The organism is Sporosarcina sp. FSL K6-1522, from assembly GCF_038622445.1.
Classification (GTDB): Bacteria; Bacillota; Bacilli; order Bacillales_A; family Planococcaceae; genus Sporosarcina.
In genome coordinates, this window is record NZ_CP152019.1 from 2,641,077 (window position 1) to 2,655,196 (window position 14,120).

Genomic DNA, 14,120 nt, shown 5'->3' on the forward strand with positions numbered 1-14,120 from the left:
ACATGTTAACAGGTAAACAAAAAGGATTTCTACGCAGTGAAGCACATCATTTACAACCACTTTTTCAAATTGGGAAGAGCGGTTTGACAGCATCAGTCATTACACAAATTGAAGAAGCACTTGAAGCAAAAGAATTAATAAAAGTGAACATTTTACAAAACTGTGAGCAAGACAAAAAAGAAATCGCAGCGCAACTTGGCGAGCAAGAAGGAATGGAAGTTGTCCAAGTGATTGGCAATATCCTCATTTTGTATAAAGAGTCTGTAGAGAAAAAACGCATCGTCCTGCCGTAAGGAGGAAGATTAATGAAAGTGAAAAAGATTGGCATACTTGGCGGGACGTTTAACCCGCCACATATCGGTCATCTAATCGTCGCCAATGAAGTTCAACACGCATTAGGGCTTGATGAAGTTCGCTTCATGCCAACTGCGTTGCCACCTCATAAAAGTGCGCCGGGAGATGCGACCGCTGAACAGCGTTTGCGCATGGTAGAACTGGCTGTAGCGGATTATGACAAGTTTGCTGTATCCGCATTCGAAGTCACACGTGGAGGAATTTCCTACACGTATGATACGATGAAACAGTTGACAGAGCTTGAGCCAGAAGTGGATTTCCATTTCATCATTGGTGGCGATATGATCGACATGTTGCCAAAGTGGCACCGAATTGAAGAGCTGCTGGAGCTTGTGACATTTGTAGGGGTGGCTAGACCTGGGACAATTGGAACGACGGCATTCCCGATTACGATGGTGGAAATCCCGCAAATTGAGTTATCTTCAACACTCATTCGGCAACGTTTTGTGATGGATGGAACGGTTCAATTTCTCCTCCCGCCCAAAGTGGAAGCTTTCATACGTGAGGAGGGCTTATATGGATGTTGAATTGTTAAAAGAGGAACTGCAGAAGCGCTTGCCGACAAAGCGTTATGACCATGTTTTACGCGTCACAGCAACGGCAATCGCATTAGCAGAAAGATACGCCATTCCCGTATGGAAGGCTGAGCAAGCGGCTTTGTTTCATGACTTTGCTAAGTTTATGGACAAGGCTGAACTTAAGATGTTTCTTGTACAAGGAAACGAGGATCCAAGGCTACTGTCCTTCCATCATGAATTATGGCATGCGCCGGTAGGAGCCATTATTGCACAAGATCAATTTGGTATGACGGATATCGACATTTTAAATGCAATCCGTTATCATACAACAGGGCGGGCAAAGATGTCTGCGCTTGAAAAACTTATTTATGTAGCGGATATGATTGAACCCGGGCGTGTATTTCCGGGCGTCGAAGCATTACGAACAATGGCCGAAGAGAGCTTGGATTCGGCAATGGAAGCTTGTATCTATCAGTCGGTACAGTTTTTGATTCATAAAAGAGCGCCGGTTTTTCCGGACTCTCTCGACTGTTACAACGAATTTGTGAATACGAAAGGAAAAGTGGAATAATGTCAACATTACTTGAAATCGCTTATAAAGCAGTAGATGATAAAAAAGGCGAGGATATCGTCGTATTGAATATGGAAGGGGTATCGCTAATCGCGGACCAATTTATCATTTGTCATGCCAACTCAGATCGCCAAGTGCAAGCAATTGCGCGCGAAGTGTCTGATAAGGCGGCAGAAGCAGGGCATCATGTAAAACGCATCGAAGGGTTTGATTTAGGGAAATGGATTCTTGTCGATCTTGGTGATGTCGTTGTGCATGTATTCCATCGCGATGAGCGTGGTTACTATAACCTTGAAAAGCTTTGGGGAGACGCTCCGATGTTAAATATGGTAGATGGGCAATGACACAAGCCTATTCGGAATTCGCCGCAGTTTATGATGAACTGATGGCGGACATCCCTTATGATGCTTATGTCGATATCATTGATGTAGCGACTAACGGGATAAGCGGGAAGCGGATTTTGGATATCGGTTGTGGTACAGGGTTATTGTCAGTGAAACTCGCTAAGCAGGGGGCCGATGTCACGGGAATTGACCTTTCTCAGGACATGCTAGCGGTAGCGGAGCAACGTGCGCAATCGCTGGCTTTGCCTGTGCGATTTAAGCAACAACCGATGCAACAATTGGATGGTTTTACAGACTATGATGTAGCGGTCATCGCCATCGATTCGTTGAATTATGTAGTAGATAAGGAAGATGTGTTGGCTACATTCCATCGTGTCTATTCCGCGCTTGCAGCTGGTGGTGTACTCGTCTTTGATGTTCATTCCATTTTTAAAACGGATGAGATTTTCATGGAAGGTCCTTTTACGTTTGACAACGGGCATATCGCATATATTTGGGAAACAGATGAAGGTGCTCATCCTCATTCCGTCTATTCTCAACTTGCTTTTTTTGTCGAAGGGCAGGACGGCTTATATAAGCGATTTGATGAAGTACATAGTCAACGCTCATTTCCTATCCAAGAATATGTGGAGATGTTGATGGACGCTGGTTTTTCAATCGAACGCATTTTTGCAGATTGGGAAGATGAACCTCCATACGAAGAAAGTGAGAGAATATTCTTCCAAGTACGAAAGTAAACCTTTCTTTTTGGTGGTCATTCATATATAGTTTTAAGTAGACTCCATATGGATGCCGCCGAAGAAAGGGTGAACGTGCTGTTTCTTTCGTTCGTATCCAGTAAGTGGCGTAAGATCATCACCCCTATTGCAGCGCTCGCTGTCCTATCCGCTTTACTGTTCTTTCCCCGGGAACAGATCGACAACAATGAATTTGTTGTGAGCGGACAAAAACCATTCCCTGAAGCAAGTGAAGAAGAGATTAAGCCAATAGATGAAACCGTAAACCAGAACACTTCTCCTATAGCCATCGTTGTCGATGTGAAAGGGGCTGTTCAGCATCCTGGCGTCTATTCGATGGAAGATGGAGATCGTCTCATTGATGCGATTAATGCCGCTGGTGGTTATTTGCCGAGCGCAGATTCACGCATGTTGAACCATGCCATGAAATTAACCGATGAATTCGTCGTCTATGTGCCAGTTGAAGGTGAAGAAGCGATAGACATTGCCACGAGCCCAACAACTGGGACAACCATTCAACAAGAAGACGGAAAAATCAATATCAATACGGCGGATGAACAACAACTCATGACCATTCCAGGAATTGGTCCAGCAAAAGCTTCGGCCATTATTCAATATCGGACAGATCACGGTGCGTTTAAAGCGCCTGAATCATTGATGGAGGTATCTGGAATTGGTCAGAAAACATTTGACAAACTTGCATCACAAATTACAGTAAAATAAGCGGTCCTGCTTTCCTAAATTGGAAGTGATGGAACCGAAAAATAAGTTGGAGGCAACCATATGGAGCGAATTACATGGGATCAGTTCTTCATGGCCCAATGTCATCTTTTAGCGGTACGAAGCACTTGTACAAGACTCGCAGTCGGTGCAACAATCGTTCGGGACAACCGAATTGTTGCAGGAGGCTATAATGGCTCGATTTCAGGTGGCGATCATTGTATTGATCATGGTTGTTATGTCATCGATAATCATTGTGTTCGGACGATTCATGCAGAGATGAATGCTTTGTTGCAATGTTCGAAATACGGTATTCCTGTCGCGGGATCAACCCTTTATGTGACGCATTTTCCTTGTCTGCAATGTACAAAAGCCATCATTCAAGCAGGCATTCGGCATGTGTTTTACGCAGCGGATTATAAAAACAATGACTATGCCATGAAATTATTTGCACAGTCTGGCATATCCGTTCAGCACATTCCGTTTGACGAACGAAAGGTCGATTTTACAAGCGATAGCAAATTAGAACTGATGAATGAAATGATCCAAAAGATGCAAACACTTGGCGCTAAGGATGAGGAACTGGCCCCTTTTATGACAAGGGTGAATGACTTATTCAAGCAATAATCGCACGTATTCGATTTATCTACATCGCTATTCCGGTTGCCGTATCTGCATTTGCTGCGTACGGCCCGGTTTCTTTACTACTCTGTAATCTATTTCTTCTCCCCATCTTTTTACGAAGAAAAGAAGATTTCCTCACACCTCTCCTCGCCGTTACGGCTGCTGTTTTTTCCTATGTTTATATTTCTTCGAGTGTTCCTGTTATTGTAGATGAAGGAACAGCAACGCTCACGTTAACATGGTCCGAAAATGTAAAAATCGACGGTGGAAAAGTGAAAGGTTTCGCTCAGACAACTTCCGGTGAGACCGTATATGTCAGCTATTCCATTAAAAATGCACAAGAAAAAAGCCGATTGCTCACGCTGAATATTCCATCCTTTACGTTCACATTATCCGGTGCTTATCGGCAAGCGGACAACCCTTCGCATGACTATTCATTTGATATGAAAAAATATATGACCATGTACGGTACTTCAGCTATATTTGAGTCAGATAAGATGATTTATATGGAGCAGGATACAAGTATCCGTAGTCGCTTATCGATGCAACGATGGCAAGTGAAAAAGCAAATTGAAACCGTATTTCCTGAAGTCCTTCAAACAGAAGCGGAGGCGCTCTTAATCGGCGATCGACGCGGAATGGATGACGAGTTGGCGGCAAGTTATCGAACGCTGGGTATTACGCATTTATTTGCGATTTCTGGCTTGCATGTTGGCTTGCTGACTTTTCTTCTACGTAGCTTACTTTTACGATTGATGATCAGGAAAGAGACTGTGGACATGCTGCTGATTGTTCTGTTGCCTTTGTACGCTGTTTTGGCGGGTGGGGCACCTTCTGTTTGGCGTGCCGTGTCTGTGACGATTCTGGTGTTACTGACGGCGGCAGGGCGGTTGCGGATTCGATTGGATGATGCAATTGCGATAAGTGCGGTCGTCTTTATACTTTATCAACCATTTGTCATCTTTCAGCCGGGATTTCAGTTGTCTTATTTGGCGGCGTGCTCGCTCGTTTATTCGTCCAATATATTAGCGAAATCGAAGAATGCTCTTAGCACTTCATTTCTCGTAACCGCCATCAGTCAGTTAGCGCTCTATCCAGTCCTACTCGTCCATTTTTATGAGCTCTCACTGTCATCTTTCGTTGTAAATCTTGTGTATGTACCGTTATATTCCATCATCATATTGCCGGCGAATATCATTTTGCTTGGACTGTCGTTTATTATGCCGAAAGTGGCAGACCTGCTGTTCATAATCTACACCCCCTTCAGAGAAGGCGTCGGTGTCGTTACAAGCTGGCTATCGGCTTTGCCTTATCAGCTATGGACGCCTGGGAAGCCGGAAGCGTTATGGGCGACGCTAGCGGTGTTAGGGACATTATTCTTTTTTGTGCGTTTGGAGCAAGGGGCTAAATGGTTTACTGCATTGCCGCTTGTACTTGTACCTGCATTTCTAATCCAATTGCAACCATATACGGATGGTGCGCTACATGTGACGTTTGTAGATGTTGGTCAAGGAGATAGTATTGTGATTGAATTGCCTTATCGCCAAGCTGTTTATGTCATCGATACAGGCGGAACGGTCACCTTTGGGGAAGCGACTTGGCAAACGCCAGACAAGCCTTTTGAAGTCGGAAGGAAAATTGTTGTCCCTTATTTGAAAGGACGTGGAATTACAACAATCGACAAGCTCATACTTTCACACGCGGATGCCGATCATATGGAAGGGGCGGACGAAGTGCTCGAAGAAATTGAGGTTAAAGAAATTCATATTTCTGCGGGAAGTGAACAGGAAAAAACGATGGAGGCTATTAATCGACTAGCGAAGGAACAACGAATTCCAATTTTTTTAATGAAAGAGGGAATTTCATGGCAGCAAGGAGCGTCGTCATTTCATTATTTAGCGCCGGTAGATCGTAATTATCTAGGGAATGATAGTTCGTTAGTACTGTATATGAGGTCAACAGGGCCATCTTTTTTGTTCACAGGAGATTTGGAACAAACGGGGGAACAACGTTTTCTTCAACAGTACGGCCAAGCCGACTTTGGACAGCTAATCTTGAAGGCGGCCCATCATGGTAGTAAGACATCTAGTACAGAACCGTTTGTGAAAGCGTTACAACCGGATGTAACCATCTTTTCAGCAGGGAAAAATAATCGTTATGGGCATCCTCATCCTGACGTTGTGGCAACGTTTGACAAGTATGGTGTACCGACGATGTCGACAGCAGAGCTCGGTTCCATCACGGTTACTGTGAAAAAAGAGAAGTATCGTATTTCTACAACAGTACAATGAAAAAACGGACAGCGTGTCCCCGAAATGGGGAACGATGTCCGTTTTTGCTACTTCGTCTTAGCTAGCGATAAAGTCAATAATGGTAGCAATAATAAAAATGGCAGAAAAACCTACGAAAGCTACTGCGAAGCCGATTCCTGAATCGATTGCATCATTACGTTTTGACTGTACGTCATGTTCAAATTCGTTCATTGCTACACCTCCTAATTCCATTATAGTATAGATGATAGCGAACAAAAAATCCATAGCAATCGACTTTTTGTAAAGGTTCGTTCACAACTGTCACAAATTACAGAACTTCATTTAACGAATGGATTATTGAAGGATACGCATTTTGACTGATAGAAAATTTGGAATGCGTAGCGAACTATTGTTCAAACAGTCGTTGTAGCGTATCGTATAAATGGAGAGTACGGAATGTAGAAGAGGTGAAAAAGGTGTCGACTGCAGTTTGGAAGAAAATAACCGCCGGGGAAATCGATCCCGTTTATTTAGTAACAGGACTGGAACAACATATTATTGATACAACCATTAAGCGGTTGAAAAAGGCGTTGCCAGACATTGATGATGCATCAGTCATTCGTTTTGATCTTGAAGAGACGCCCGTCGACCTTGTTATTGAAGAAGCGGATACATTACCTTTTCTGGAAGATCGAAAATTGATCATTGCAGGAAATGCTTCGTTTTTGAAAGCACAAGATAAAAATCGAGAAAAGGTAGCGCATCATGTGGAGCAGTTGGAAGCCTGGCTTGCCAATCCATCGCCAACGGCAGTCGTCGTTTTCATAGCACCTTATGAAAAATTGGATGCCAGGAAACGCATTACGAAAACGATGCGGGAAAAAGCGACAGTTATTGAAGCAAATCGGCTTCAGGGAAAAGATCTTACGACATGGATTCAACAGGAGGCAGGTGCGAATGGCGCACGCATAGCGACAGAGGCGGCTGATTTCCTTGTGGAGATGACAGGGGATGATTTGTTAACACTGTCGACAGAAATTGCGAAGATGGCAACCTTTTTAAATGGGGAAGGCGATATAACGACTGCCATTATTGAGTCGCTTGTGCCACGTACACCCGAAATGGATGTGTTTCGATTGACGGATGCCTATTTGGCAGGGCGAGTGGCGGATACGGTGTCCATTTACCATGATCTATTGCGTAACGGAGAAGAGCCCATTATGCTGACGTCTTTAATTGCGAGTCAAATCCGGCTGATGATCCATGTAGGGGCGTTACGGAAAAAGGGCTATCAGCAGCATCAAATTGCGAAAACGTTAGGTGTCCATCCGTATCGTGTGAAGCTAATGATGGAAAACAGAAGTTTGCCAAGTGGAGAGCGTTTGCTAATTGTTTTGGATAAGCTTGCGGAAATCGATTATAAATTGAAATCTACAGGCGGGAAACGTGAGCGGATTTTAGAGTTGTTTTTTATGGAACCGCTAAGGAAATAATAAAAAAGAAAGGTTGTCCGAAAACCGGATAACCTTTCTTTTTTGATTACAATGCTTTTTTAGTAAGACGTGCTTTTTGACGAGATGCAGTGTTTTTATGGATAAGGCCTTTACGTGCAGCTGTGTCCATTTTTTTGATCGCATCTTTTAGAAGAACAGTAGCGTCTTCAGCTTTAGCGTCAAGAGCAACTTCAGCTTTACGGATAGCAGTACGCATAGCATGCTTCGTGTTAGAGTTCTGTTCGTTCGCAGCAGCGCTTTGTTTCACGCGTTTGATAGCTCCTTTAATGTTTGGCAATTCATTCACCTCCAACTTTCAGGTAAGGCAAGAGTGATTCCACGTTCATTCGGATATCTCTTTCACAACAAGCATTATTTTAGCAAATCACAAGCCTAAATGCAATAAAAAAAGCGCAAAGAATATTTCCTTGACACATCGCACAAACTTGATGGTGAGGTGATTGGATGAACAACTATGATTTTTACCGGACAGATTTGGTCGATGAAAGCGAAGAGATGGTTCGCCACCGGACGGCCGAGGAGAAAAATACATTGCAAGAAACGGAAGGTGTAACGTTCGAAGAATCGAGAGATGGCAGAGTTGTACTCACTTCTGTCACAATCGATGCGCAAGGGGAGAAAAGGATTGGTAAGAAGGCAGGCGCTTATGTGACATTGACTGTACCAACGCTGACGACGGAAGATCATGATGGCTTAGCGGAGTTATCCCGTGTACTTATCAAAGAGCTAGAAGAGATGCTACGTGAAGTGCCTACTGTTAAACAAGGCAAGATTCTTTTTATAGGTCTTGGCAACCGAGATGTGACGCCAGATGCGGTCGGGCCATACGCGATGGATCATTTACAACAGATTGTGCCTAATTATTATGCGGAAGAAGGCAGTGAAGTTTTTGTCTATGCGCCAGGTGTCACGATTCAAACGGGGCTTGAAACGGCCAATTTTGTCAAAGCGGTGACAACAGAAATACAGCCAGATGTACTAATTGTCATCGATGCGCTTGCCGCTAGAAATAGTACGAGATTATGCCGAACCATTCAATTGACAAACACGGGCATACACCCGGGGTCTGGTGTTGGCAATAATCGAAAAGAGATTTCTCAGGAAGCGTTAGGTGTTCCCGTGATTGCAATCGGCATTCCGACGGTTGTGGATGGTCCCGTCTTTATCGCAGATGCAATCGATACGATGTTTGGCTATATTGCTTCTAAAATAGGAGAAAAGGATAGCCCTTCGTCCAGTTTATCTGTCACACCGTGGTTGCATAATGAAAAAAAAGATGCCGATCGTTCCACGTTGTTACCTATTTTTGGTGATTGGTCTACATGGCCACATGAAGACCGCGTCCAATTATTTGAGGAAGTGTTGACAAATCATGATTTGCGGACATTTATCTCACCAAAAGAAATTGATTCTTGGGTAGCCCTTTATGCAGAAACACTTTCCGCTTCGCTCGCTTCTTGGGTAGAAAATATGAAAAAGTAGGCATTGCTCCGTTTTTCACTGCATATAGTTGAAAGACGGAGGGATGACATTTGAAAAAGACTTTGCAAATATGGGGCACACTCGTACTACTTCTCTTCCTCTTTCCAGTACTTCTTCAATTAATACCTGGCGGGCCAACGGTGAAATCACCTAAGATTTTGAAAGAAAAGGCCGTTATCGTTTATGCTTCGAATATTACAGAAGAGGAAACCGTGAAGGCTGACAAGGGAAAGGCGCTCTTATACTTTACGCATTCACATGAAGCTTATGAACCCGTAACGCAAGCCGTTGACGGGAAAGTTGCTGTTTCCCATCAGACTGAGAATATCACGAAGTTCGGAGAAAAGTTAAAAAATCAACTGAGTGTGAATGGAGTAGAAACTGATATTTTACCGATAGATAATGCGAGTGAAATGCGGAAAAATGGAGTTCCTCACAGTCGTGCATATAAAGCGATTCGTCCGCATGTTGAGAAACAACTTCAGCAAAATCAATACGGGCTCGTAATTGATCTGCATAGAGATTCATTAGAAGCTAGCAGAACAACAATGGAGCATGCAGGTGAAAAGTATGCCAAGGTGGCCTTTGTGGTTGGTATGGATCATCCGAATGCCGAGAAAAACAAGGCCAATGCGACATTTATTAAAAATGAGATGGAAAAGCTTGTACCCGGGATTACGCGAGGCTTGGTGTTGAAAGGGGGGGCAGGTGTTGACGGTAAGTACAATCAGGACCTCAACACTTCCGTCATTTTAATTGAATTGGGAGGGAGAGGAAATTCGGAGGATGAGTTGAATCGGACAGTTGCAGTTATCGCGCAGGCGGCTGCAGCTTTTATAGAAAATACTGAGCAAGCTGAATAGAAATTAATGCAGGTAGAAAAGCCGATCAGATTATATTTTGCTGATGGGCTTTTTGGAGTTAACGCTCCTGTTTGCTCATAAGATGGCTGAAAAGCAATACAATCGGGTACATTTCACAAGTTTCGGGTAATAATATGTAACATGTTGGCGAGTTATTTGATATACTTCAAATAGCTAAAATAGGAGTGAACTGAAATGAATCTTGAACAAAAGTTAGCAAGACAGAAGAATATTCGAAACTTCTCCATTATTGCCCATATCGACCACGGGAAATCGACGCTGGCCGATCGCATTTTGGAGCAAACTCAAACATTAACAGCTCGGGAAATGAAAACCCAAACATTGGACTCAATGGATTTAGAACGTGAACGCGGCATTACGATTAAATTGAATGCTGTGCAGTTGACGTATACGGCGAAAGATGGTCAAGAGTATACATTCCATTTGATTGACACACCTGGACACGTCGACTTTACATATGAAGTGTCACGGAGCCTAGCAGCATGTGAAGGGGCAATTCTTGTTGTCGATGCAGCACAAGGTATTGAAGCGCAAACGTTGGCGAATGTTTACTTAGCACTCGACAATGATCTTGAGATTTTACCTGTTATCAATAAAATCGATCTACCTGCAGCGGACCCTGAACGAGTCAAGCAGGAAATTGAAGATGTAATTGGACTAGATGCATCAGAAGCCGTCCATGCATCTGCCAAAGCAGGTATTGGAATTGAAGATATTTTAGAACAAATCGTTGAAAAAGTGCCGGCTCCACAAGGAGATCCAGAAGCACCGTTGAAGGCTCTGATTTTCGACTCGCATTATGATGCGTATAAAGGTGTTATTGTTAATATCCGTATTATGGAAGGTACCGTTAAGCCTGGTGACAAAATCCGCATGATGGCAACTGGTAAAGAATTCGAAGTCATCGAGACGGGCGTATTTACACCAGCAGCGAAGCACCGAGATGAATTGACGGTTGGGGACGTTGGTTACTTATCGGCATCTATCAAAAATGTTGGAGATACTCGAGTAGGGGACACAATTACAACGGTGAAAAATGGAGCGAGTGAACCACTTGCTGGTTATCGTCGTCTAAACCCAATGGTATTCTGTGGTCTGTACCCAATCGATACTTCCAAATACAATGACTTACGTGAAGCGCTTGAAAAACTAGAACTGAATGACTCCGCACTTGAATATGAAGCAGAGACGTCACAAGCGCTCGGTTTTGGGTATCGTTGTGGATTCCTCGGTCTTTTGCATATGGAGATTATTCAGGAGCGTATTGAACGTGAATTTAAAATTGATTTGATTACAACAGCACCAAGTGTTATTTACAATGTCATCATGACGGATGGCACAGAATTGAAAGTGGATAATCCAGCAATGATGCCAGATGCACAGAAAATCGATCATGTTGAAGAGCCTTACGTTAAAGCATCAATTATGGTTCCGAATGATTACGTCGGTTCTGTGATGGAACTTTGTCAGCAAAAACGTGGAAACTTCATGACGATGGATTACATTGACGCAACACGTGTCAATATTATCTACGAGCTGCCATTAGCAGAAATCGTCTATGACTTCTTTGACCAATTGAAGTCGAGCACGAAAGGCTATGCATCATTCGATTATGAATTAATTGGCTACAAACAGTCGAAACTCGTGAAAATGGACATACTTCTAAATGGCGAGCAAGTCGATGCATTGAGCTTCATCGTTCACCGCGACTTCTCGTATGAGCGTGGAAAAGCAATCGTTGAAAAACTACGGAAATTGATTCCAAGACAACAATTTGAAGTGCCTGTCCAAGCTGCAATCGGACAAAAAATCGTTGCCCGTTCTACGATCAAGTCAATGGGGAAAAACGTTCTTGCGAAATGTTACGGAGGAGACATCTCCCGTAAACGTAAACTTCTTGAGAAACAAAAAGAAGGTAAAAAGCGTATGAAACAAGTGGGCTCTGTTGAAGTCCCTCAAGAGGCGTTTATGGCTGTTTTGAAGATGGACGAGGATTAAACGTTGTAGGTATGGGGTTTGTGTTCTAGATGAAACGTCAGAAGTGGTGTTTTACCATCCTGTTGCCAACAACAAACTTGTTGAAATGAATAAAGCGGGGCCCGTATCTTTATGGTACGGGTCTTTTTTGGTTTTTTATGCCTTCCAAATGGGTAACTGTGATACTATAAAGCTAAATTATTCAGCAGAATTTAGCTATTATCTAACGGCGAGTATAAATTTTCATAGGACATAAATGAGGAGGAATTACTATTGGGGACAGAAATTAAGTTTAGAATTGCTACTGAACAAGATTTGGATAAAATTGTGGAAATGCTTGCAGACGATCTATTAGGCAGCAAGAGAGAGCGTTTCGAACAACCATTGCCAGTTAGTTATAAAGAAGCATTTCAGGCTATTACATCTGACCCGAATAATGAGTTAGTAGTAGCTTGTGACGGAAATGAAGTGATTGGTGTACAACAAATCACATTTACACCATATATAACACATCAAGGTGGATGGAGAGCCACTATCGAAGGAGTCAGAACATCATCTTCTTTACGCGGCAAAGGGGTAGGAACTGAACTTATACGATGGGCAATCCATCGTGCAAGGGAGCGTGGTTGTCACTTGATTCAACTTACAACTGATAAAGAGCGAGAAGATGCTTTACGTTTCTATGAGCGTCTAGGTTTTAAAGCATCGCATGAAGGAATGAAAATGAAACTGTAAATATGTTAGCTTTTTTGTATCTGGATTATATTACGCCGTAAGGAAATTGAGGGATTCTTTCTTTTGGCGAAAGGTAGAATGGAAGGGGGGACCATGAACCAGAAATTAGTCTATATAGGCGTTTTCATTTTAGGAATGTTAGTGGGAATGCTTGTCTTAGTTCCATTGTTCGGAAATCCGTTTGCCTAAAATAATTAGATAGCCTAATCTTTTGTCAAGAGCGTCCAGTTGGGCGTTCTTTTTTTATATACTCGAAAAAGGTAGAGATGATGTGGAAGGTACACACATGAACAATTAAGAAGTACAGACTGATTAAACCTGACTCAGGTGAATTTTATGATGTTTAGGTTAGTAATGATAACTTGAACAAAATAGATTGTGAGTTGAAATTAATGGAAGAATAAGCGGGAGAGGTAGATTTGTTCGACCTCGCCACCCAGCAGGAAATGCAATACCATTACGCGAGAGTTTACGACGCATAAGGCGGAAGATGCGACGAACGCCCACATGGGTAAAAACATTGGGATTGCGGACGCGGACAATCATTTCACGTCAGATAACGTTGAGGGTGCATTACAAGAACTTTTTCAATTTGCCGATGACGGGAAAAAAGGGATTGCATCTGTTGTCGGCGCTCCTGCTTCCGAAAATAATACTTTTTCTCAATTAAAAACGCATATCCAAAATGCGAAAAATACTCTTGCAACAAATTTAACTGAGAAGGGTGAGGAATCTAATAGTTCTGAACCCCTGAATGCACTAGCACAAAAAGTCTCTAATATATCCTCATCAATAACGTTGCCGAGTGACTTCTTTATCGAATATCACTCTCAGCCTTATAGAGGAGGAGAGTTTAAGCTAGTAGAAGTAACAAAAGACAGATATTATATGTACTTTGGAGCAATTCAAGATGGTCAGAACACCACTCAGAGATTAAGGGCATACGACTTCAACGGAAATCTTTTGTTAAACCGTACGGTGTACTACACTCACTATTATACCGTTGGGGAAAGTTTAAAAGGTTTTTCTCAATATGGGTATGTAATAGAAAAATCTGGGGAGATTCCTTATGAAAAAAGAGTGTACAGTAATAATGGTAACTTGCTAGGGATGTTTAACCACCGAGGAATATCCTGTCATGTTTACAAGGACAATACAATAGTTGCTTTCAAGTCAACAGCAACTCAATATGGGACAGCAAAATATGATTTCAACGGGAACATGATAATGGATTTGAACTTCGACCAGTTTTACGCAGGTATATTAAAAGACAATATAGTTCACTACCTTACTGAGAGTCTAGTAACATTCCATAATTTAGACACGGGCGAGAAGTCAATTCATATTCAGGGGAGTTATAGGAGTTTTAAACCGATAATTGATTTACTTGCAATGACTATAAAATAAG

The 14,120-nt window shown here is 42.6% G+C and carries 16 protein-coding genes; 14 read left to right on the forward strand and 2 right to left on the reverse strand.

Annotation, left to right across the window (positions count from 1 at the left end; all coding sequences use genetic code 11):
- Window positions 1-2: 2 nt before the first annotated feature.
- The 8 genes from yhbY (at window position 3) to MKY34_RS12970 (ending at window position 6,159) form a co-directional block, all read left to right on the forward strand.
- Window positions 3-293 carry a ribosome assembly RNA-binding protein YhbY gene (gene yhbY / locus MKY34_RS12935; protein WP_342511204.1) on the forward strand — a complete coding sequence of 97 codons (291 nt, stop codon included), beginning with the start codon at window positions 3-5 and terminating at the stop codon, window positions 291-293.
- 18 nt (window positions 294-311) lie between these two features.
- Complete coding sequence (locus MKY34_RS12940) at window positions 312-881, forward strand: nicotinate-nucleotide adenylyltransferase (RefSeq protein WP_342515259.1); 570 nt, start codon at window positions 312-314, stop codon at window positions 879-881.
- On the forward strand, window positions 871-1,443 hold the full coding sequence (gene yqeK / locus MKY34_RS12945; protein ID WP_342511206.1) for a bis(5'-nucleosyl)-tetraphosphatase (symmetrical) YqeK: 573 nt from the start codon (window positions 871-873) through the stop codon (window positions 1,441-1,443). Before MKY34_RS12940 ends, yqeK begins: the two co-directional genes overlap by 11 nt.
- A complete protein-coding gene (gene rsfS, locus MKY34_RS12950; protein WP_342511208.1) occupies window positions 1,443-1,787 on the forward strand; it encodes a ribosome silencing factor in 345 nt (114 codons plus the stop codon). The genes yqeK and rsfS overlap by 1 nt, the downstream gene beginning before the upstream one ends.
- A complete protein-coding gene (locus MKY34_RS12955) occupies window positions 1,784-2,524 on the forward strand; it encodes a class I SAM-dependent methyltransferase (RefSeq protein WP_342511210.1) in 741 nt (246 codons plus the stop codon). Before rsfS ends, MKY34_RS12955 begins: the two co-directional genes overlap by 4 nt.
- Before the next feature lie 48 nt (window positions 2,525-2,572).
- Window positions 2,573-3,247, forward strand: a complete 675-nt coding sequence (locus MKY34_RS12960; protein ID WP_342511213.1) for a helix-hairpin-helix domain-containing protein — start codon at window positions 2,573-2,575, stop codon at window positions 3,245-3,247.
- 60 nt (window positions 3,248-3,307) lie between these two features.
- Window positions 3,308-3,871, forward strand: coding sequence for a ComE operon protein 2 (locus MKY34_RS12965; RefSeq protein ID WP_342511214.1), 564 nt, complete (start codon window positions 3,308-3,310; stop codon window positions 3,869-3,871).
- A gap of 254 nt (window positions 3,872-4,125) precedes the next feature.
- Entirely contained in the window at window positions 4,126-6,159 is a 2,034-nt protein-coding gene (locus tag MKY34_RS12970) for a DNA internalization-related competence protein ComEC/Rec2 (protein ID WP_342515260.1), read from the forward strand.
- A 57-nt stretch (window positions 6,160-6,216) separates the two neighbouring features.
- On the opposite strand, the gene MKY34_RS12975 is transcribed toward MKY34_RS12970, so the two are convergent.
- On the reverse strand, window positions 6,217-6,351 hold the full coding sequence (locus MKY34_RS12975; protein ID WP_342511216.1) for a YqzM family protein: 135 nt from the start codon (window positions 6,349-6,351) through the stop codon (window positions 6,217-6,219).
- Window positions 6,352-6,596: 245 nt separating this feature from the next.
- Here MKY34_RS12975 and holA point away from each other — a divergent pair, with 245 nt between their 5' ends.
- The gene (holA, locus tag MKY34_RS12980) at window positions 6,597-7,613 is read left to right on the forward strand and encodes a DNA polymerase III subunit delta (protein WP_342511218.1); all 1,017 of its coding nucleotides are present in this window, start codon (window positions 6,597-6,599) and stop codon (window positions 7,611-7,613) included.
- Window positions 7,614-7,659: 46 nt separating this feature from the next.
- On the opposite strand, the gene rpsT is transcribed toward holA, so the two are convergent.
- Entirely contained in the window at window positions 7,660-7,911 is a 252-nt protein-coding gene (gene rpsT, locus MKY34_RS12985) for a 30S ribosomal protein S20 (protein ID WP_342511220.1), read from the reverse strand.
- Window positions 7,912-8,078: 167 nt separating this feature from the next.
- Here rpsT and gpr point away from each other — a divergent pair, with 167 nt between their 5' ends.
- The 5 genes from gpr (at window position 8,079) to MKY34_RS13010 (ending at window position 14,119) form a co-directional block, all read left to right on the forward strand.
- The gene (gene gpr, locus MKY34_RS12990) at window positions 8,079-9,116 is read left to right on the forward strand and encodes a GPR endopeptidase (protein ID WP_342511222.1); all 1,038 of its coding nucleotides are present in this window, start codon (window positions 8,079-8,081) and stop codon (window positions 9,114-9,116) included.
- 50 nt (window positions 9,117-9,166) lie between these two features.
- Complete coding sequence (spoIIP, locus tag MKY34_RS12995) at window positions 9,167-9,979, forward strand: stage II sporulation protein P (protein ID WP_342511224.1); 813 nt, start codon at window positions 9,167-9,169, stop codon at window positions 9,977-9,979.
- Between the two features lie 195 nt (window positions 9,980-10,174).
- Window positions 10,175-11,998: a translation elongation factor 4 gene (gene lepA / locus MKY34_RS13000; protein WP_342511225.1), complete on the forward strand. Its 1,824-nt coding sequence runs from the start codon at window positions 10,175-10,177 to the stop codon at window positions 11,996-11,998.
- Between the two features lie 252 nt (window positions 11,999-12,250).
- Window positions 12,251-12,712 carry a GNAT family N-acetyltransferase gene (locus MKY34_RS13005; protein ID WP_342511226.1) on the forward strand — a complete coding sequence of 154 codons (462 nt, stop codon included), beginning with the start codon at window positions 12,251-12,253 and terminating at the stop codon, window positions 12,710-12,712.
- Between the two features lie 507 nt (window positions 12,713-13,219).
- Window positions 13,220-14,119, forward strand: a complete 900-nt coding sequence (locus tag MKY34_RS13010; protein ID WP_342511227.1) for a hypothetical protein — start codon at window positions 13,220-13,222, stop codon at window positions 14,117-14,119.
- Window position 14,120 lies beyond the last annotated feature (1 nt).

What these genes read in the sequence shown, in the direction of transcription:
- yhbY (WP_342511204.1), top strand. Translation starts at nt 3, where the DNA reads ATGTTAACAGGTAAACAAAAAGGATTTCTACGCAGTGAAGCACATCAT.
- yqeK (WP_342511206.1), top strand. Translation starts at nt 871, where the DNA reads ATGGATGTTGAATTGTTAAAAGAGGAACTGCAGAAGCGCTTGCCGACA.
- rsfS (WP_342511208.1), top strand. Translation starts at nt 1,443, where the DNA reads ATGTCAACATTACTTGAAATCGCTTATAAAGCAGTAGATGATAAAAAA.
- MKY34_RS12955 (WP_342511210.1), top strand. Translation starts at nt 1,784, where the DNA reads ATGACACAAGCCTATTCGGAATTCGCCGCAGTTTATGATGAACTGATG.
- MKY34_RS12960 (WP_342511213.1), top strand. Translation starts at nt 2,573, where the DNA reads ATGGATGCCGCCGAAGAAAGGGTGAACGTGCTGTTTCTTTCGTTCGTA.
- MKY34_RS12965 (WP_342511214.1), top strand. Translation starts at nt 3,308, where the DNA reads ATGGAGCGAATTACATGGGATCAGTTCTTCATGGCCCAATGTCATCTT.
- MKY34_RS12975 (WP_342511216.1), bottom strand. Translation starts at nt 6,351, where the DNA reads ATGAACGAATTTGAACATGACGTACAGTCAAAACGTAATGATGCAATC.
- gpr (WP_342511222.1), top strand. Translation starts at nt 8,079, where the DNA reads ATGAACAACTATGATTTTTACCGGACAGATTTGGTCGATGAAAGCGAA.
- lepA (WP_342511225.1), top strand. Translation starts at nt 10,175, where the DNA reads ATGAATCTTGAACAAAAGTTAGCAAGACAGAAGAATATTCGAAACTTC.
- MKY34_RS13010 (WP_342511227.1), top strand. Translation starts at nt 13,220, where the DNA reads ATGGGTAAAAACATTGGGATTGCGGACGCGGACAATCATTTCACGTCA.